At 42.3% G+C, this 19,360-nt stretch carries 17 protein-coding genes; 6 read left to right on the top strand and 11 right to left on the bottom strand.

Features of this window, described 5'->3' with window-relative positions; genetic code table 11:
- Genes hemL through hemA form a run of 4 tightly spaced genes read right to left on the bottom strand, consistent with a single transcriptional unit; the run spans position 1 to position 5,212 of the window.
- Positions 1 to 1,374 carry a glutamate-1-semialdehyde 2,1-aminomutase gene (gene hemL / locus IWX76_RS17330; protein ID WP_196861290.1) on the bottom strand — a complete coding sequence of 458 codons (1,374 nt, stop codon included), beginning with the start codon at positions 1,372 to 1,374 and terminating at the stop codon, positions 1 to 3.
- Position 1,375: 1 nt separating this feature from the next.
- The gene (gene hemB / locus IWX76_RS17325; RefSeq protein WP_196861289.1) at positions 1,376 to 2,344 is read right to left on the bottom strand and encodes a porphobilinogen synthase; all 969 of its coding nucleotides are present in this window, start codon (positions 2,342 to 2,344) and stop codon (positions 1,376 to 1,378) included.
- Positions 2,345 to 2,363: 19 nt separating this feature from the next.
- Positions 2,364 to 3,944, bottom strand: coding sequence for a hydroxymethylbilane synthase (hemC, locus tag IWX76_RS17320; protein ID WP_196861288.1), 1,581 nt, complete (start codon positions 3,942 to 3,944; stop codon positions 2,364 to 2,366).
- Positions 3,945 to 3,985: 41 nt separating this feature from the next.
- Entirely contained in the window at positions 3,986 to 5,212 is a 1,227-nt protein-coding gene (gene hemA, locus IWX76_RS17315; RefSeq protein ID WP_196861336.1) for a glutamyl-tRNA reductase, read from the bottom strand.
- A gap of 170 nt (positions 5,213 to 5,382) precedes the next feature.
- Here hemA and IWX76_RS17310 point away from each other — a divergent pair, with 170 nt between their 5' ends.
- Positions 5,383 to 6,210, top strand: coding sequence for an alpha/beta hydrolase family protein (locus IWX76_RS17310; RefSeq protein WP_196861287.1), 828 nt, complete (start codon positions 5,383 to 5,385; stop codon positions 6,208 to 6,210).
- Here IWX76_RS17310 and ispG read toward each other — a convergent pair whose 3' ends face one another.
- The 5 genes from ispG to IWX76_RS17285 are packed head-to-tail and all read right to left on the bottom strand — an operon-like array spanning position 6,211 to position 11,136.
- Positions 6,211 to 8,145 (bottom strand): (E)-4-hydroxy-3-methylbut-2-enyl-diphosphate synthase, encoded by a 1,935-nt coding sequence (gene ispG, locus IWX76_RS17305; RefSeq protein WP_196861286.1) that lies wholly within the window; start codon positions 8,143 to 8,145, stop codon positions 6,211 to 6,213.
- Positions 8,146 to 8,163: 18 nt separating this feature from the next.
- Positions 8,164 to 8,775, bottom strand: coding sequence for an RDD family protein (locus tag IWX76_RS17300; protein ID WP_334642137.1), 612 nt, complete (start codon positions 8,773 to 8,775; stop codon positions 8,164 to 8,166).
- 10 nt (positions 8,776 to 8,785) lie between these two features.
- Positions 8,786 to 9,739 carry a LiaF transmembrane domain-containing protein gene (locus IWX76_RS17295; RefSeq protein WP_196861285.1) on the bottom strand — a complete coding sequence of 318 codons (954 nt, stop codon included), beginning with the start codon at positions 9,737 to 9,739 and terminating at the stop codon, positions 8,786 to 8,788.
- Positions 9,740 to 9,779: 40 nt separating this feature from the next.
- Positions 9,780 to 10,427: a PspC domain-containing protein gene (locus IWX76_RS17290; RefSeq protein ID WP_196861284.1), complete on the bottom strand. Its 648-nt coding sequence runs from the start codon at positions 10,425 to 10,427 to the stop codon at positions 9,780 to 9,782.
- 16 nt (positions 10,428 to 10,443) lie between these two features.
- Complete coding sequence (locus tag IWX76_RS17285; RefSeq protein WP_196861283.1) at positions 10,444 to 11,136, bottom strand: SDR family oxidoreductase; 693 nt, start codon at positions 11,134 to 11,136, stop codon at positions 10,444 to 10,446.
- A gap of 339 nt (positions 11,137 to 11,475) precedes the next feature.
- On the opposite strand from IWX76_RS17285, the gene hflK reads away from it, so the two are divergent.
- The 5 genes from hflK (at position 11,476) to IWX76_RS17260 (ending at position 15,850) form a co-directional block, all read left to right on the top strand.
- A complete protein-coding gene (gene hflK / locus IWX76_RS17280) occupies positions 11,476 to 12,441 on the top strand; it encodes an FtsH protease activity modulator HflK (protein ID WP_196861282.1) in 966 nt (321 codons plus the stop codon).
- A gap of 1 nt (position 12,442) precedes the next feature.
- On the top strand, positions 12,443 to 13,381 hold the full coding sequence (gene hflC, locus IWX76_RS17275; RefSeq protein ID WP_196861281.1) for a protease modulator HflC: 939 nt from the start codon (positions 12,443 to 12,445) through the stop codon (positions 13,379 to 13,381).
- Between the two features lie 76 nt (positions 13,382 to 13,457).
- Complete coding sequence (locus IWX76_RS17270) at positions 13,458 to 14,192, top strand: MlaE family ABC transporter permease (protein ID WP_196861280.1); 735 nt, start codon at positions 13,458 to 13,460, stop codon at positions 14,190 to 14,192.
- On the top strand, positions 14,189 to 14,941 hold the full coding sequence (locus IWX76_RS17265) for an ABC transporter ATP-binding protein (RefSeq protein ID WP_196861279.1): 753 nt from the start codon (positions 14,189 to 14,191) through the stop codon (positions 14,939 to 14,941). The genes IWX76_RS17270 and IWX76_RS17265 overlap by 4 nt, the downstream gene beginning before the upstream one ends.
- Positions 14,942 to 14,965: 24 nt before the next feature.
- Positions 14,966 to 15,850 carry a class I SAM-dependent methyltransferase gene (locus IWX76_RS17260; RefSeq protein ID WP_196861278.1) on the top strand — a complete coding sequence of 295 codons (885 nt, stop codon included), beginning with the start codon at positions 14,966 to 14,968 and terminating at the stop codon, positions 15,848 to 15,850.
- Positions 15,851 to 15,970: 120 nt separating this feature from the next.
- On the opposite strand, the gene IWX76_RS17255 is transcribed toward IWX76_RS17260, so the two are convergent.
- Positions 15,971 to 18,223 carry a GH92 family glycosyl hydrolase gene (locus IWX76_RS17255; RefSeq protein ID WP_196861277.1) on the bottom strand — a complete coding sequence of 751 codons (2,253 nt, stop codon included), beginning with the start codon at positions 18,221 to 18,223 and terminating at the stop codon, positions 15,971 to 15,973.
- Between the two features lie 45 nt (positions 18,224 to 18,268).
- The gene (locus tag IWX76_RS17250; RefSeq protein ID WP_196861276.1) at positions 18,269 to 19,360 is read right to left on the bottom strand and encodes a putative glycoside hydrolase; all 1,092 of its coding nucleotides are present in this window, start codon (positions 19,358 to 19,360) and stop codon (positions 18,269 to 18,271) included.

The following is a 19,360-nucleotide window of genomic DNA, read 5'->3' as shown; positions in this document are numbered from 1 at the left end:
TTATTTGCTTCTAAAAACAATCTCCAATGATTCGATGATCGCTCTCTTTGCTTTTTCTAATTCAATTTTTGTGTGTGCTGCAGATACAAATCCAACTTCATAACCTGAAGGGCCTAAATAGATCCCTCTGTTTAACAATTCACGGTGCATGATTTTAAATTTCTCCATGCTAGCTGGATCAATATCTTCCGCACATTGTATCTGTTCTTTTTCAGTGAACGCAAACCAGAAAATAGAACCTATATAAAAGAGTTTAACTTTATAATTTCTAGCGGTAACGAAACGCTTAATGCTTTCTGCAAATTCAGCCGTTTTGTTGTTCAGTTCCTTGTAAAAACCAGAACGCAGCAACTCGGTTAATTGTGCAATACCTGCTGCCATGGCTACCGGATTACCTGATAAGGTACCTGCCTGGTAAACGCCACCATCAGGAGAGATGTGCGACATAATTTCAGATGAAGCACCGTACATGCCTACAGGTAAGCCACCACCAATGATTTTGCCGTAGGTTACAATATCAGGTTTTACGCCATAATAAGCAGCAGCACCTTCAAAACCTAACCTGAAACCGGTAATGACCTCATCAAAAATAAGTAAGGTTTGGTTCTCTTTACATATATTTTGCAGGAACTCAATGTAGATTTTATCCTGTATTAATAAACCGTTGTTTGCCGGAACACCTTCAATAATGACCGCAGCGATTTGATCTTTAAACTGTGCGAAAGCCTCTGTTAACGCAGTGGTATCGTTCAATGGAATAACGATGGTTTCGGCAGCGAAAGATTGAGGTACACCTGCTGAAGAAGATTCTCCGAAAGTGACCAAGCCTGAGCCTGCTTTTACCAACAGGGAATCAGAATGACCATGGTAGCAGCCTTCAAATTTCAGGATCTTATCGCGCTTTGTATATCCCCTGGCTAAACGAATTGCCGACATCACCGCTTCAGTGCCCGAGCTGGTGAAACGGATCTTTTCAACCAGTTTATTGTTTTTAATAATTAACTCGGCTAATTCATTTTCTAAAGCCGTTGGTGCGCCAAAGCTCATGCCGTTTTGCATCACTTCAGTCACCTTATCACGTACTTTAGCATGGTTATGCCCCAGGATTAAAGGACCCCAGCTTCCGCAAAAATCTATAAACTGGTTACCATCGGCATCCCAAACAAAGCAGCCATCACCTTTTTGAATAAACAAAGGTGTACCGTATACGGATTTAAAAGCCCTTACCGGCGAGTTTACCCCACCTGGAAAATAAGCCTTGGCTTTTTCAAACAGCTCTGCAGATTTCTCACGAGAAATATCGGGCTTGCTTCCGGCATTTGCAGGCGTATCGCCTTCATTTCCAGAAAATATTTTTTTTAAAGACTCTAACATATTATAACCAATTCTTTTCTACTATATCCCTTATGTGGTATGTGGTAATGATACTGGCGCCAGCTCTTGCAAAAGCATGCATCGTTTCCATCACTACTTGTTGTTCGTTAATCCATCCTTTTTCTGCTGCTGCTTTCACCATCGAGTATTCACCCGATACGTTATAAGCGGCAATTGGTAGATCTGAATGTTGTTTTAAATGGTGAATGATATCCATATAGGCCAAAGCCGGTTTCACCATTAACACATCAGCCCCCTGACTTTCATCTAATAAAGCTTCCCTGATCGCCTCGTTTCCATTTCTGAAATCCATCTGGTAAGCTTTCCGGTCTCCTTTACTTGGTGCACAATCTGCGGCTTCGCGGAACGGGCCGTAATAAGCAGAAGCAAATTTAGTAGCATGCGACATGATTGCCGTATTCACCAGATTGCTCTGGTCTAATTTCTCCCTGATGGCTTGTATACGTCCATCCATCATGTCAGATGGTGCTAACATATCTGCACCTGCCTGAGCATGGGTAAGTGCCATTTTTGCAATCAGTTCTACAGACTCATCATTCTGCACATAATCATCTCTCATGATGCCACAGTGCCCGTGTGTGGTATAAGAACATACACAAACATCCGTTACGATATATATATCCTCACCAAAGTTCTTTTTCAGTTCCCTGATCGTTTCCGGAATCAACGAGTGGTCGTGGTAAGCTACATGGGCATCTTCAGATTTCTCCTCACCAACACCAAAAAGCATAATTTTGTTTACGCCTAATTTCAGGCCTTTCTCCACATCCTTAAGCAGCGTATCAGCAGAAAAGTGATTAATGCCTGGCATAGCATCTATTGCATGGGTGATGTTATTCCCTGGTACAACAAAATAAGGATAAATGAACATATCTTTAGATAGGCGGGTTTCCGCAACCATCTCTCTAACGATTGGATTTTTTCTTAACCTTCTTGGTCGGTGTAACATGTATAACCTCTCTTTTTAATTATTTGACATCTATTCCAAAAACTGCTTCGGCAAGGCCAATCTCGTCAGGAGAATAGGGTAAAATATATTTCACACCCATCTCATCAAATTTTTTGCCTGTCGAATGACCAATGGCAATCACCTGCTGTTCCGGGTCTAATAAGTTCTTTGCAAAATAAGCTTCAACGTTCGAAGGGCTCGTAAAAATCAACACTTGTGCAGAAGTACGGTCTATTTCTTCTTCAATAACGGTTTCATAGATCGGTAAGTCAACCACCTTGGTGCTTGGCTTTAAAAACTTTTGCATGCTCAACAGTGAATCTTGTGCCCTTGGGAACAATACCGTCTGGTTTTCTACCACATCAGCAAAAAGCTGTGCTACCTCATCAATATCGCCACCTTCGCCAACGTAATCTGCAATGTGACCATATTTCCTTAGTGCATCTTCAGATCCTCTGCCTACCACACCAAATTTAATGTGTTTTGACAAGACCGGATTAAGCTTAAAAAAGTATTCCACACTATTACGACTGCTAAAAAAGACCCAATGTAAGTTTCTTAAATAAAAAGGATCCAATGTACGTACAATGGGGAAAGTGCGGATTAAAGAACGTCCGTCAATTTCAATCTTGTGTTTATCCAGTGCTCTTCTTAAATAGTTGTTCTCCCCTATTTCACGGGAAATGAACACCTTGGAAGGTAATCTACGTGTAGCCGTAAATTTGCCTACAATCTTTTCGGCAAGGCCATCTAAGGTAGGTACACGGAAGAAAAGACGATCAGGAAAATGTTCGTCGGTTTCCGCTTTAGAAGTCCACACTTCATACTGGCCATTATCTTTTTTACAGTAACAGCCTAGCGGCATATGGCATCCGCCTTGAAAAAGGTTCAATACTTTACGCTCTACAGCAATTTCTTCTGCAGTTTCCTTGTGGTGAAGTTGTTGCAATACAGCAAACAATTCCTGATCTGTTTCACGAATCTGTATACCTAATGCACCCTGTGCCGGCGAAGGAACCAATTCTGTGGTATCCAACACTTCCACATGGAATTCACTTAAGTCAATCCCTAAACGGTTTACACCAGCTTTAGCCAGTAAAATCGCGTCATAGTTTTCATCTCTTAATTTCTGTATACGGGTAGGTACGTTTCCACGTAAGTCTTCTATATTTAATTCCGGACGCAGCGCCAGTAACTGGGCTTTACGACGGTTGGAAGAAGTTCCCACCATAGCTCCAGTTTTTAACGAAAGTTTTTGAGTAACATCTACACAATCCTTTAAAATCAGTAGCAATTCATTAGCGTCTTCCCTTTCTGGTACTGCCGCAATAATCAATCCTTCTGGGTGTGTAGTCGGTAAATCTTTATGAGAATGCACGGCCAGATCGATGCGGCCATCCAATAATTCTTCTTCCAGTTCTTTAGTAAAGAAACCTTTTCCTTCCAGCTTATCAAGCCTGAGGTTTAAGATCTTATCCCCCTGTGTTTTGATAATCTTCAGTTCAGTGTCAACACCAATTGCTGCTAACCTGTCTTTAATATAATTGGCCTGCCATAAGGCAAGATCACTGCCTCTTGTGCCTATAATGAGTTTTTTCACGTACGAAACTATAATGTAATTGCTGACTAATATAGCTAGAATTAGCTGTTATTCACTAATATTTCTTTTGCCATGACCATAGGAACACTAATGTATTTCTTCTCCATATAGTTCATTACCCTTTCCAAAACTTCCTTTGATTTGTCGTCAAGTCCATTAATCTCTTCCGCAAAAATACCATTGATGGCGGTGTGTTTAATTTCCTTAATTTTTTGAGGAACGCTGCTCATCGCAATTTCTATTTTACGCTGGCGAAGCACCAAATCAAACTCTTTGATATTCTGTTCAATGATTTGTTCTGCATTAACAAGCTCATTGTAACGTTCCTGGATGTTTTTACGGGCAATCTCTTTCAAAGATTCTACCTCGATGTAATGGACAGGATATTTGGTCAATATTTCAGGAGCAGTATCATTCGGAATGGCTAAATCAACCACTACCTTCTTGGTTACATCGCCCTGTAACAATTTCTTATAAATCTCTTCTGTGATTATGGGTTCTGTAGCACCTGTACAGGTAACGATCACATCAAAACCTTCCGTATAGTTTTCGAGCTCTGCTAAAGTATAAGCTTTGCCATGTAACTCGGCAGCCAAATGTTCAGCTTTTTCCAGGGTACGGTTAAATACAGAAAAGCTGGAGTAGGTATGTTTTTTTAAATATTGTGCAATATTATGGTTTGTCTCTCCGGCGCCAACAATAAGCACCCTGGATTTGGCACACATGTTCAGGTCTCGGAGTTTGCGGTAAGCAAGTGATACTACAGAAACTGGATTTTTAGAAATATTGGTTAGCGTATACACTTCCTTTGCGGTTTTCACCACACGATCCATCATGGTGCGCATATAATCGCCAGTAAATCCTGCCAGGCGGCATGACTCATAAGCTTTACGTATTTGTGCCAGAATCTCCTTTTCGCCAACCACCAAACTCTCTAAAGAGCAGGAAGTGCGAAGTAAATGGTTAAAAGCAGCTACTTTTTCATAGGTGGAAACGTTCTCCACAAATTGATCCATGTATTCTTCTGGCAGCCCCATGTCAAGGACAGTTAAGAAACGTGTGATAAATTCAGCATCAAGTTCATTACCAGATGTAAAAATAAACTCCACACGATTACAGGTTCCAACGTAAAATATCTCCTTGACATTCAGCTGTTCCTGAATGTTTTTTAACCTATCATCGAGCGTTTGCTCACATATAACCAACTTACCTAATGATTTTAGGTCGATCTGTTTATGTGTAAAAGCAATAATCCTTAAATATTCCAATTGTGTTTGAGTATTATTTTTTTGCGAAACAAAAGTAGCAAGACCATTGTCATCGTCTGTCATTATGCTGTAATTAAGCTTTATTTAGAAAGATTTTAAATTAAATGAAGAGACTAAACATTACTTCGTGTTAGATTGTTACAGCTGTTAACTAGCCAAGTAACAGCCTTATGATAAAGAAGACAGAGTTTATATTAACGGGATCACGGGAAAAAGTCATACTGGGTGACAATACTTATGACGATACGAACACAAAACAAGAGGTCATATTATTTATCCATGGTTTTAAGGGATTTAAAGACTGGGGTGCGCATAACCTGGTGGCCGAATTCTTTGCCACACGTGGCTATCGTTTCCTCAAATTTAACCTTTCACATAGTGGTGTCGGTGCCGAAAACCCGCTTGATGTAAACGATATGGATGCATTTGCGGCAAATACCATCAGCAAGGAACTGGCCGATGTGAACACCGTGGTCAACTATATTGCCCATACCTATGCAGGTGCTAAAATTACCCTAATTGGTCATAGCCGTGGTGGGGGCCTTGCAGTAATCAAAGGGGAAACTGACTCCAGAATTGACCGCGTAGTCACCTGGAGTGCCATAGCCGATTTTAGTAGCCTCTGGAAACCTGAACAGGAAGAAGAATGGGAAAAAACAGGCCGCATTTATGTAGAAAATGCGCGTACAAAAGAAAAAATGCCTCTAGGGAGTGAGTTGTTGATGGACTATAAAGCGCATAAAAATGAATTTGATATTTTAGATGCCGCCAGCCAGCTGGAATTGCCCTGGCTGATTGTTCATGGCGATGAAGATGTCAATGTTCCCTTCTCCGTAGCGCAACAGCTAGCACAAGCACAACCTAAAGCCGTTATCAAAAAGATTGCTGGTGCCAATCATGTATACGGCGCTTCACACCCTTATACAGAAAAGTTGATGCCCCGCCACCTGCAGGAAGTTTGTGATAAAACATTGAAATTCCTCGAAGAAACCGTTTAATTAACGTTGTTCCAGCCAGTTGCCGTCGCCTTTAATCAGGTCAATCAAATCGTCAAGTGCTCTTTCGGTATTTACGTTTTTCTTCACCACTTCTTTACCCCGGTAAAGTGTGATTTTTCCTGGGCCTGTACCTACGTAACCATAATCTGCATCAGCCATCTCTCCCGGGCCATTCACAATACAACCCATAATGCCAATTTTTATGCCTTTTAAATGGTCTGTGCGCGACCGAATCAATTGTGTGGTCACCTGCAGGTCGAAGAGTGTTCTGCCGCAGCTTGGGCAGGAAATATACTCCGCTTTTGAAATCCTTGTTCGAGTGGCTTGTAGTATGCCGAAACTGGTTGCATTAATCGAAGGTAAGGCCACCTGAGGCGCCTCAACCCAAATACCATCACCAAAACCATCTGTCAGCAGTGCCCCCAGGTCAGTTGCGGCATACAGCATCAGGTCTTCTGCATTTAAATCCGGGTAACTCCGTTTAATGATCACCGGCACAGACACCCCTGCTTCTAACATCGCAATAAAGAAAGCCCGTTGTTCTGCCATGCCATTAATGGCATCAGTTTCCAGCAAAATTACGGTATCTGGTCCAAGCACAGATAAATCTACCGCTTCACCAGCTTTGATCAACACCAGGTTAAGGAAATCATCTTTCACCACCGTGTTGGTATAATAAGCAAATGGTATGATGGGATGGCAATTGGTTTTATCCTGCAAAGCCAGCCAGGTGTTATAATTATAGATTTGTTTTAAGTTGCCCGGAAATGAAAACGATGGTAGTTGATCGCCAAGGTATACCAGGTCGCAGGCCTGATCGGCCATATTGTATTTATCCAATACCGCATCATAACGATAACCGGCAACGGCTAAAAAGTAAGGATCTTTCAGGTTTTGTGAAGTTACATCAAGCATCACCACCGGATGATGGGTACCACCGATATGTTGCACTGGCACAGTTGTCCGGCGGTTATACACATAAGGACTATAAGGAAGGTCTTTCACCAGGATACTTTCTCTCGAAGTGATCCCTTTTTCGGCTGCAGCTTCCTGCAAAATAACCCTGTTTTCGTAACGTGCCGCCAAAGCCCTTGCCACTGGTGCTTCAAACTCCGGATCTTCAGTTAACGACACCCGAATGGTATCACCCAGCCCGTCTTCCAGCAGGGTACCAATGCCTACTGCCGATTTAATCCTTCCGTCTTCACCATCACCTGCTTCGGTAACACCCAAATGCAATGGGTAATTCATGCCTTCCTTGGTCATCGTATCAACCAATAAACGGTAGGCCTGTACCATCACCTGTGTATTACTGGCTTTCATGGAAATCACCAGGTTGTAATAATTCAGGTCTTCGCACATGCGGATAAATTCCATGGCCGACTCAACCATGCCCCTTGGGGTATCACCATAGTGACTCATGATGCGATCTGATAGGGAACCATGGTTGGTACCAATGCGCATGGCAGTGCCATATTCTTTACAGATTTTCACCAATGGGGTAAACTTCTTGTAAATGCGCGCCAACTCAGCTTCATAAGCCAAACTGGTATATTCTATATTTTCAAAACGTTTTTTATCGGCGTAATTGCCTGGATTTACCCTTACTTTCTCCACAATCCTGGCGGCAGTTTCGGCAGCATTGGGGGTAAAGTGGATATCAGCAACCAAGGGCACGTCATAACCCCGCAGGCGAAGTTCTTTCTTAATGTTTGCTAAGTTTTCTGCTTCCTTGATGCTTGGTGCAGTGATTCTCACATACTCACAGCCGGTATCTACCATCCTGATCGTTTGTTCAACGGTGGCCAGGGTATCCATGGTATCGGTGGTCGTCATCGATTGTATCCTGATGGGATGATGACCGCCCATAGGGATATGTCCAATGGAAACTTCCCGGGTTAAAAATCTGGAGTACTGCAATGCTATCTTTTCCATGAACGCCAAAGATAAAGATTAAATCAATCTATCTTTAATAACTAATGTATTTGCGGCAATGTCATGCCAGCATTGTTGCTTTTTATTGAGGAAACTATAGAGGTAACCAAAAAAAACTGGAATTACTGACAGCACTTTAGCTATATTTCTTGTAAAACTCTTGCCAAGCGAAATCCGGTTACCCAAAAGGTCAGTCACCTTAATATTGAGCAATCTTTTGCCAATAGTTCCCTGCGCCCTGGAGGCTTCGGCCAGCGTACCGTAAGCAAATTTAGCAAGAATGATGGTTGGCGAAAATGCAGCAAACAACATGATCCTTTCCATCTTTTCTGTAACAAACAGGAAACAGACCAGCATCACTGCAATATACAACAAGGTGATGAAGAAAAAGTCGATCACCGAAGCCAATAACCGCTGGTCGAAAGATGCAAAATATTGCGGCGCCGTGTGCTGGAAAGTAAAACCAAGAAGTGCACGTAATTCTGGGAATTCGTGCGCTTCTTTATAATCATCCATACCGGGTTTTCTCACAAAAGTACCCGACTTTATATTTAATGTGGAGAGCTGCTCCAGTGCATATGGCCCCTGTGGTTTTCCGTCGATCACGACGGTATATGAATCATTTTGCACAATTTGATCTTTAATATCTTTTCACCTCAAAGTTACTCAAACCACCATCAAAGTTGATAAATATTTTCTTGGTAGAAGTTTTATAATTAGGGGTTTCATAAACATTATCATCAATTTTTGTGAATCCAGCGAAATCCTGTGAGGACAAACCTGTTTTTGATTTAATGCGGCAACCTGATTCTTCCGGCACACTGATCACCACATTGGCAACCCCGGTTTTCACCACCACGTCTGTAATGGGTAACAAGTCGCCCACCTTAATGTCAAGCGCTGCTGCACCACCATCAAAACGGATGGAGCGTACTTTGTATGGTGACAGGTCGAAATCGACCTCTCCGGCACCCATATTAAAATTAATATCCCAAACCGGAATGGTATTTAATTTAAAACGCACTTCATTACCCCCACCCTTCATGTTCCACTTGGTCTTTTTGCTTTGCATTTTAAAAGTCAGGGTCTGGGTGCTGTCAGTAATTTCCTTTTTAAGGGTATAGTTACCACCACGGCCATTTACTTCTGCTGCAATTAAACTATCTGTTTCTCCTTCCAGACCAAAAGATGTTCCTCCGCCAGAAATGTTAAGGGAAACTTGTTTTGCCGAATCAATATCAAAAGGTTCACTGAAACGAATGTTTCTGGAGGGTGTGGTATCAGCATCTTCATCTATATCAACATCTATATCTCCATGGATTCCATCAGAAAACCAGTGCTGCTCACGAGGGGCTTGCTGGCCTTTATAAAAAAGGAAACCCAGCATGACCACCAGAATACCAATGGAAACGCTCATACCCACTTGTGAATTTTTACGGTTAAATAATATGTTTACCCCTGCAATAATTAAAAACACGGGCCAGAAACGCCACACATTACCCCAGTGAAATTCAATTACGTTAAAGTTCTCCAGTAAGAGCACACCACCAACAAACAGCAGTATAATACCCCACATTATTCTATCCAGTCTCATTTTCTTGTTATTTTAGGTGATTAAATTTGTAACGGCGCAACTACAATGATGTGGCGTTGGTTTCACCCGCCTTTTCGGGATCCGATGGTGTAGCAGCATTTTCATCCTGCTGTTTTTTCCAGTCTTCCCAGGTATTCTGGCGTTTAGACTTTGCAATAAAACTTATACCAATGGCAACGAATATTAATGGCCATAACCTGCTTAAGCTAAACCAATGCGGGATAATGTTAAACTCGTTCATTAAAAAATACATCCCGATGACCAGTAAAAATAAACCCCCTATGGTTCTGCCTGTATCACTATTTTTTTTGATAAACTTATAATCTGCCGGATTAGCGGTTTTGAAATCGCTTTCACTGAAAGTTGATGAGCTCCAGTTAGGTGCCGATTCTGACGTTACATTTTCTGCAGCGCCAAAAGGTGTAGGCTCCTGGTAGGTTGCACCGCCAGGTTGCTGCGATTTGAAAAAATCGTTAAATTTTCCAAAACGGGCTGTGGGACTATAATTTACGGGCACCACAATCCACATCACTAAATACACTAGTATACCTGTACCCATTAAAAAGATACTGGACAATACAAAAAGCAGCCTGATTATGGTTACATCTACCTCCATATACGTCGCCACTCCAGATGAAACGCCCGCAATCACTTTATCGTTCTCGTTTCTAAACAATCTCTTTTCCATAACTTGGTCTCCTTTGTCAATTAAAATCTCTTGGTCTTAAAATTACTTCATCAACATTTACACCAACACTTAAATTCAAAATGGTGTTTATCGTATCCGCAATGTCTTCAGGCTGAACAAACTGTTCTTTAGGGATCTCTGTCCCTTCCCAGGAAGCAGTTAATGTAGAACCCGGTATAATTGCGGTAACGCTAACGTTGTATGGAGCTAATTCCTGCCGCAATACATGATTAAGACTGAGCAAGGCTGCTTTAGTTACACTATAACTACCAGCATTTTTTACATACTCTTTACTGGCGACGGAACAGATGTTAAAAATATACCCAGACCGCCTGTCTCTCATCACTTTACCAAAATACCTGGAAAAATAATAGGCGGCATTCAGGTTAAGCAGCAGCTGAAAACTAAGGTTTCCTTCAGGCTCATCTAAGATGGGGCCGGGTAAAAAAGCACCGGCATTATTGACCAGCACATCAATCTCCCCTAATGTGGTAGCCGTATATTCACAAAATCGCTGTACCGCATCGCGGTCACTGCAGTCAGTAGCTAAATAAACTACCCTCACCTCATAGGCACTTAACTCCTGAGCAAATACCTGAAGGTCATGCTCATTCCGGGCACATACGGCTAAATTATAACCACTTTTTGCTAGCCTGAGGGCGATGGCGCGTCCAATTCCTTTGGTTGCCCCGGTTACTAATGCATTCATTTTTTATGGGATTTATACTTTCTAATGTACATAAAAGATGGCAAACGCATATTTAGTTTAAAGAAATTCAACTAGGAGCTAATATGGATTAATCCTATTTCCATATTGGTTCCAGAGTAAAACCATAATGAGTCCAAGTTATTCTAGAAATACTTGGTTTCAACTTGGACTGAACTTGGACTGAACCCGGATGCAGGGTTAGTCCATGTCGAAAAATTATGCGAAGATTCTACCGTTTTTTATTGCACTGCCGACATCAAAAACAGGAATCTACAAATTGGATATTAACTTAAAATTTATTATTTTACGGCAAACCACTGTATTCACTAAACTTTTCAAATGGATAGAAACCTTACCCAAATTTTACAACACAGTCGCGCGATACTCTTAGGCCTTGCAGGCATTATCTTATTATGGAACACCGTGTTTCAAATTGGAACAGAAGAAGTCGGTGTCATCACCAGGTTAGGCCGTTATTCACGTACCGTAGAACCCGGATTGAATTTAAAAGTACCCTTTGCAGAACGTGTGCACAAAGTACCCGTAGAGCGTCAGCAAAAACTGGAGTTTGGCTTCCGCTCCACCAACGGCAGCCAGCAATCGCAATACACCAAAGATGGCGTGTCCGATGAATCGCTTATGCTTACCGGCGACCTTAACCTGGCCGATGTGGAATGGGTGGTGCAATACAGGATTAACGATGCCTACAACTACCTGTTTAAAGTTCGCGACCCGGAAAGTACGTTAAGGAACATCTCTGAAGCTGCCACACGTCAGGTGGTTGGCGACCGTACCGTTAATGAGGTTTTAACCATTGGAAGAACGGAAATTACAGTGAAGTTACATGAACTTATTCAACAAATCTGTAACGATTATAGCCTGGGTGTAAAAATTGAGCAGGTGGTGTTACAAGATGTGAATCCACCTGATCCGGTAAAAGCTGCCTTTAATGCGGTAAACGAGGCTCAACAGGAGAAAGAAACGCTGATTAACCAGGCCAAGTCTGAATATAATAAAGTAATTCCAAAAGCCAGTGGCGAAGCAAAAGCAACCATCCAAAAGGCGGAAGGTTATGCTATAGAAAGGGTAAACAATGCACAGGGGGAAGTAGCCAGGTTTAACGACCTGTATACAGAATATGTAAAAGCACCGGAGGTAACCAAAAAGCGGATCTATTTAGAAAACATGAGCAGTGCCATCTCCAAATTGGGGAATGTGCTGATCACCGATCAAAATGGTGCAAATGTGTTACCCCTATTACAGATGCAATTTAATAAAGATAAAGAAACCCCTAAGAAGAACTAACATGAGAAGAAAACAAATTTTGATCAGCATCGTGGCATTTATAGGGCTTATTTGTTTGTTGCTGAGCACCTATACCGTACGAGAATATGAGCAGGTTGTAGTTACCCAATTTGGCCGCCCCATAGGCAATGCCATTACCAAGCCGGGCATGTATTTTAAACTTCCTTTCCTGCAAACCACCAATGTGTTTGAAAAAAGATTTATGGAATGGGTAGGCGATCCTAACCAGTTACCCACAAAAGACAAAAAGTTTATTTTTGCAGAGACCTATGCCCGATGGCAGATCACCGATCCTCTACAGTTTTTCAAACGTTTAACTAATGAACGGGGTGCACAATCAAGGCTGGATGATATATTAGATGGGGAGACTAGAAACGTGGTGGCTAAGCATAATATTGAAGAGCTGGTAAGAAGCACTAACCGCAAACCAGAACTGGATTCCATTGGCGAAGTGTTAGGCGATTCGCTGGCACGTGTATTTGTTGGCCGCGATAAAATGCAGGAAATGATCCTGGCCTCCGCTAATAAACAAGCGAAAGAACTGGGCATTAAGATACTTGATTTCCGCTTCAAAAGAATCAACTACGTGAAAGAAGTGCAGGAACAGGTTTACGAAAGGATGAAAAGTGAACGTTATAATGTAGCTGATAAATTCAGGTCTGAAGGCCAAGGAGAAGCTTCCAGGATTAACGGAGAAAAAGACAGGGAGTTGAAAAACATCCAGTCGGCAGCCTTCAAACAAGCGGAACAAATTAAAGGAAAGGCCGATGCCACTGCCGCCGAAATTTACGCTTCAGCATATAATAAAAGTCCGCAGGCCAAGAACTTGTACAGCTTTTTGAAGTCGATGGAGACCCTGGAAAAAACGTTCAGTGACAAGACCTCTGTGGTACTTTCCACAAATAGTGAAATCTATCAGTATCTAAAGAAATCAAATTAAAAAAAAGAAAGGCACAACAATATTTATTGTTTCTTTGTATTATTATTGTTTTTATACCTCAGCAAATATTCGATAAATGAATTTCACCAACTTTGGCAAGTATATCCTGCTCTTGAAAGCCGTATTTAGAAAGCCGGAAAAAATGTCGATATACAGTAAAGCTATTTTCAAGCAGATGGACTTCATTGGCGTAGGTTCATTAGGGCTGATATCTATCATCTCTACTTTTATTGGCGCCGTAATGACTTTACAAATTGCTTTCCAATTAGTGAGTGATTTCATTCCGAAAACCATTATTGGCTCTGTAAACAGAGACTCCAGTATCCTGGAGTTAAGTCCGACGATTACGGCCATTGTATTGGCAGGAAAAATCGGCTCTGCCATTTCCTCTGAAATTGGTACCATGCGGGTAACGGAGCAAATTGATGCCCTGGAAATTATGGGTATAAATTCTCCGGGTTACTTGATTTTACCAAAAATTCTTGCAGGCATTACCATGGTACCCATGTTGGTTACCGTATCTATGTTTTTGAGCATTTTCGGTGGTTACCTGGGTGGCACTTTATCAGGAGCAGTTTCACCGGCAGATTATATTTTAGGCATTACCACTGACTTCAACCCATATACCATTGTGGTATCTTTAACCAAGGCCTTTGTATTTGGCTTTATCATTACCTCTGTTCCGGCTTATGAAGGCTTTTATGTAAAAGGCGGTGCTTTGGAAGTTGCACAAGCCAGTACGCGGGCCGTTGTAGTGAGCTGTATTTCTATTCTAGCCTGTGATTATATTATAACTCAATTACTACTATGATCGAAGTTAAAGACATCAATAAATCTTTCGGCGATAACCACGTTTTACAAGGCATATCCGGCAAGTTTGAGTCCGGTATCACCAACCTGATTATCGGTGGATCGGGTTCTGGTAAAACGACCCTTTTGAAGTGCATGATCGGTTTACATCAACCTGAAATAGGTTCAGTAGAATACGATGGCAGGGAATTTACGGGAATGAACTTTGAAGAACGCATTGAAATCCGCAAGGAAATTGGGATGCTTTTCCAGGGATCTGCTTTATTTGATTCGATGACGGTAGAGGAAAATATCATGTTCCCCCTGAACATGTTTACCGATCAAAGCAGAAGTGAAAAACTGGACCGTGCAAACTTTTGCCTGGATCGGGTTAACCTGGAAGGAAAGAATAAATTATTTCCGGCAGAGCTTTCCGGGGGGATGAAAAAACGTGTGGGTATAGCCCGCGCCATAGCCATGAACCCTAAATACCTGTTTGTTGATGAACCGAACTCAGGCCTGGATCCAAAAACATCGATTGTGATCGATGAGCTCATCAAAGAATTAACTGAAGAATACAATACGACGACTATTGTGGTTACCCATGATATGAACTCGGTAATGGGTATTGGCGACTACATCATGTTTCTGCACGAAGGAAAGAAATTCTGGGAAGGTTCAAAAGATGAAATTGCACATACCGATATTGCCGAATTAAATGACTTCGTTTTTGCCAGCCGCTTTATGAAAGCTGCTAAAGGCAAATTTTAACACATATACTGACAAACACATTTTATGATAAGCCTGTTAACACCCACACATTGGAAAGATTACGAGTTGATTGATTGTGGTGATTTTGAAAAACTAGAACGCTTTGGTAACCTGGTATTATGCAGACCAGAACCACAGGCAGTTTGGAAAAAAACGCTCTCTGAGCAAATCTGGAAAAAACAAACCCACATTAAGTTTAAAGGCCGTACAGCAACTACCGGCGAGTGGGTTAAGGGCAATAACCATTTTCCGGAACGATGGAATGTGGAGTACAAAAACGATGATGTAACCATTAACCTTCGTTTAGGCTTAACCTCTTTTAAACATGTAGGCGTGTTTCCTGAACAGGCTGTAAACTGGGATTACATCTCTTCCTGTGTGAAAAAGTTTAAAACACCGGTACCCAAAGTGCTTAACCTGTTTGCTTATACAGGTGCGGCTTCGCTGATTGCAAAAGCTGCTGGTGCAGATACTACGCACGTGGATTCCATTAAACAAGTGGTAAACTGGGCTAACGAAAACCAGGAACTATCGAAATTAAAGGATGTGCGCTGGGTGGTGGAAGACGCCCTGAAGTTTGTGAAAAGAGAACTTAAAAGAGGTAAAAAATACAATGGCATTATTTTAGACCCTCCGGCTTTTGGTCATGGACCTAACGGTGAAAAGTGGAAACTGGAAGACCATATTCAGGAGATGATGCAGGAAGTGGTACAACTGTTAGATGAAGAGGAGCATTTCCTGATTCTAAACACGTATTCTCTGGGTTTCTCTTCTGTTATTGTGGAAAACCTGATTAAAACATCTTTCCCACAGGTAGAAAACCTGGAAACAGGTGAGCTTTACCTGCAGGCAACTTCCGGTATTAAGCTACCGTTAGGCGTGTTCGGAAAGTTCAATAAATTCAAATAAAAGATTTTAATTATACCAAAAAGAGCTGCTTGTTTTTCTACAAGCAGCTCTTTTTTTATGTTTAATGCCCACCTTATTTTTGTTTAAAGCGCAGCTTTTAATGGAAATAGGTGATCGATCTTAGGGCCTGTCTTTTTTTGCAGTACCCCAGCGTTTACTTGGTTTGTTCCCCATGTTAAACACCAGTTCGCCACCCTGGTTCAACTCCTGGTAAGTAATAAAAGAACGGTTATGCTTTTTACCGTTAAAAGTAATGCCCTGGATGTATATATTTTTATCACTGTTGTTATTGGCAACAATGCGTAAAGATTTCCCTGCGCCCAGCTTTAGGGTAGCCTCATCAAACAGCGGACTGCCAAAAACATAAACCCCATTAGCGGGGTTTACCTGATAAATACCCAACGATGATAAAATGTACCATGACGACATTTGTCCGACGTCCTCATTACCAATAATGCCATCAGGCTTGTCGGTGTAAAAGTTGTTCATGATGTAGCGTACCTTTTCTGCCGTTTTCCATGGTTGTCCCGCAAAAACATATAAGTAAGTAATGTGGTGACTTGGCTCATTGCCATGTGCATATTGCCCGATCAAACCGGAGATGTCGTTAGAAGCTTCATCGCCCATATCACCCTCCGCAACAAATAAGGAGTCCAGTTTTTTAATGAAGGGTTTCTCGCCACCCTGCAAAGCCATCAAACCTTTCACATCATGTGGCACCAGCCAGGAGTACTGCCAGCTGTTACCTTCAGAATAATCGTCTTTTTCATGGCGAGCCACAAAAGGACTGAAAGGTGTACGCCATTCCTGCTCCCCTAACCTGCCACGCATAAATTTAGTGCTGGCATCAAAATAGTTTTTATAGTAACCGGCACGTTTAGTAAAGTATGCTGCATCTTCCTTTTTGTTAAGGCGTTTGGCCATTTCCGCAATGCCCCAATCGGCAAGGCTGTATTCCAGTCCCATGGCCACAGATTCAACGCGACTATCTGCAGGAATGTAACCCAATTCCTTCACGTGTTTCAAACCGCGTTCATCCTGCATGGCGGTGGTTTTAACCGCTTCAAATGCCAGGTTGGCATCGAAGCCTTTGAAACCCTTTAAATAAGCATCGGCTACCACCGGCACCGCACTGTAGCCCGGCATGGTATTGGTTTCATTGCCCATTAAATGCCATACCGGTAATTTTCCCTGCTGCTGGTAAATGGCCAGCATGGAGCTGATAATATCATTAACCTTTTCGGGCTGTATAAGGGTATAGAGCGGATTTAAGGCACGGTAAGTATCCCACAAAGAAAGGGTGGTCAGGTTAGTGAACCCAGGATTTTTATACACTTTTTTGTCCGTACCCAGGTAGTCGCCATTATGGTCGTTATAAATTGACGGCGCAATCAGCGCATGGTATAAAGCGGTGTAAAATACCGTCTTTTTCTTAGGGTCATTAGTTTTGATCACCACCTTTTGCAATTCCTTGTTCCAGGCCTCGTCGGCTGCTGTTGCCACCTGGTTAAAGTTCCATCCTGGAATCTCTGCTTTGATGTTCATCATCGCGTTTTCCACACTAATAGGCGAGATACCCACTTTTACCAGCACCTTTTCGCCAGCATTGGTTTTAAAGTGTATTACCCCTTTCACTTTTCTGCCGGTCAGTGCTACACCTGTTTTCAGGGCCAGGCTGTCGTAAACCACAAAGTCCTTTATCGGACGGGAGAACACGGCCGTAAAGTAAATGCGCTGGTCTTTTGCCCAACCGCTGGAGTGACGATACCCCACCACGGTAGAGTCGTTTAGCTTTTTAATGGAGCTCTCTGTGGGCCTGTCCCAACCTACCCCCTCTTTCAAATCGATAATGATATGGGCTTGATCGCTTTGAGGAAAGGTATATTCATGCATACCTACACGTTCAGAAGCCGTAAGTTTTACGCCGATCTGGTAACGTTTTAAATTAACAGCATAATAGCCGGGGCGTACGGTTTCTTCCTGGTGACTAAACAAGGAAACATAACCACCCGACATATCTTTATGACTGCCTTTAGTCACTTTTAAAGGGCCGGTGGTTGGCATAAAAGAAATATCGCCTAAATCGCCAATGCCTGTTCCGCTCAAATGCGTATGCTGGAAACCAACGATGGTAGAATCAGAAATGTGGTAGCCCGACGACCAGTCCCAGCCTTCAGAAAGGTTGGAAGGACCTAATTGCACGGCACCGAAAGGCACGTTTGCACCGACGAACACATGGCCGTGAAAGCCTGTTCCTATCAGCGGATCTACATATTTGGTTAACTTTTCTTGCGCATTAATCGTTGTGGTGTTCACTAATACCCCACTGAAAAGCAGTAAAAAGGACTTCTTAAAAATAGTTTTATAACTCATCTTATCTCTTACGTATTTATTATTCAATGATCTCCTGGAGGCTTCTTATTTATCGATGGATGCTTTTTTCAAAGCGGCTAAACTGGCATCTGTTACGTCGCCAAACAAAGATACCCCCGCTGCACCATTAACGAGTGCATGGGAAATTCCCTGCCCAAGTTCTTCATTATTTTTAAAGTCCGGCAAATATAATCCGGCATATAGAGGGAATTTTCCCTGCAAGGCCTTCACGCCTTCTGCCACGGCAGTACCTATCCAGCCTACATTTTCCTTATAAAAGCCATGGTAAATCATCGGGCACACTGCATCCATCTTCCAGTTTACCCAATCCTGTTTTACATTGCGGTGAGCAATATCAGGTGTAGGAAAAACTGCCGCCGTAATGGGCTTTTTATATTTTGCGGCCAGGTTGCTTAAGCGCTGCACCACCTCATTTACCTGTTGGTAGCGGAAGGAGCGCCAGGAAGGACTGGCCTCCGGGTATTCGATGTCCGATAGCGTCATGCCACTTTGCTTTTTATATTTCGCCTGGCATACCTCACAATAGCAATAGTCGAACTCCGGAGCTTCGCTGGTTTGCACCAGTTTATAATCAGCCCAAAGGTTGACCGGCAAAATCACATCACAAAACCTCACATAATCCAGGTGGATGCCGTCCACATAGTCCTTTTTTAAAGCGGTTTCATATACACTTTCTAAATACTGGCGAACCTCTTCTCTAGAAGGGCACAACCAGCGGTAATAATTAACATATGGGGGCTGATCAGCGCAAGACTCCCCTTTTCTATTTTTTGCATACCAATCCGGATGTTCAGCTAACAGTGATTTCTCCCCGCGGTTCATCGTCCAGATCCAATAATGGGCCTCCAGCTTTTGTGCTTTTGCTGCACGGAAATGAAGCTCACTGTCGTGTTCAAAAAATATACCCCGGATACCCGCTTCATAATACTTGCGGTACCGCAGCGCCAACTCCTCTGGTGTATCTTTAAGGTCTGGATTTGTCCATACCCAATGTTTGAACTTCTTTTGCGGCGCAACAGCTAACACTTCTGCATGTACCGTTAATGGAAGTACTGCTGCCGACAAACCCGCCAGCACACTTCCTTTTAAAAACTTTCTGCGATGATATTTATCCAT

It is taken from the genome of Pedobacter sp. CAN_A7 (assembly GCF_015752175.1).
In the GTDB taxonomy this organism is placed as follows: domain Bacteria; phylum Bacteroidota; class Bacteroidia; order Sphingobacteriales; family Sphingobacteriaceae; genus Pedobacter.
Note: the sequence above shows the minus strand (reverse complement) of the source record. Positions and strands in the feature narration are given on the sequence as shown.

What these genes read in the sequence shown, in the direction of transcription:
- IWX76_RS17285 (WP_196861283.1), bottom strand. Translation starts at nt 11,136, where the DNA reads ATGAATGCATTAGTAACCGGGGCAACCAAAGGAATTGGACGCGCCATC.
- ispG (WP_196861286.1), bottom strand. Translation starts at nt 8,145, where the DNA reads ATGGAAAAGATAGCATTGCAGTACTCCAGATTTTTAACCCGGGAAGTT.
- IWX76_RS17270 (WP_196861280.1), top strand. Translation starts at nt 13,458, where the DNA reads ATGAATTTCACCAACTTTGGCAAGTATATCCTGCTCTTGAAAGCCGTA.
- hemB (WP_196861289.1), bottom strand. Translation starts at nt 2,344, where the DNA reads ATGTTACACCGACCAAGAAGGTTAAGAAAAAATCCAATCGTTAGAGAG.
- IWX76_RS17290 (WP_196861284.1), bottom strand. Translation starts at nt 10,427, where the DNA reads ATGGAAAAGAGATTGTTTAGAAACGAGAACGATAAAGTGATTGCGGGC.
- IWX76_RS17250 (WP_196861276.1), bottom strand. Translation starts at nt 19,360, where the DNA reads ATGGATAAATATCATCGCAGAAAGTTTTTAAAAGGAAGTGTGCTGGCG.
- hemL (WP_196861290.1), bottom strand. Translation starts at nt 1,374, where the DNA reads ATGTTAGAGTCTTTAAAAAAAATATTTTCTGGAAATGAAGGCGATACG.
- IWX76_RS17295 (WP_196861285.1), bottom strand. Translation starts at nt 9,739, where the DNA reads ATGAGACTGGATAGAATAATGTGGGGTATTATACTGCTGTTTGTTGGT.
- hflK (WP_196861282.1), top strand. Translation starts at nt 11,476, where the DNA reads ATGGATAGAAACCTTACCCAAATTTTACAACACAGTCGCGCGATACTC.
- hflC (WP_196861281.1), top strand. Translation starts at nt 12,443, where the DNA reads ATGAGAAGAAAACAAATTTTGATCAGCATCGTGGCATTTATAGGGCTT.
- IWX76_RS17260 (WP_196861278.1), top strand. Translation starts at nt 14,966, where the DNA reads ATGATAAGCCTGTTAACACCCACACATTGGAAAGATTACGAGTTGATT.
- IWX76_RS17255 (WP_196861277.1), bottom strand. Translation starts at nt 18,223, where the DNA reads ATGAGTTATAAAACTATTTTTAAGAAGTCCTTTTTACTGCTTTTCAGT.
- IWX76_RS17310 (WP_196861287.1), top strand. Translation starts at nt 5,383, where the DNA reads ATGATAAAGAAGACAGAGTTTATATTAACGGGATCACGGGAAAAAGTC.
- IWX76_RS17265 (WP_196861279.1), top strand. Translation starts at nt 14,189, where the DNA reads ATGATCGAAGTTAAAGACATCAATAAATCTTTCGGCGATAACCACGTT.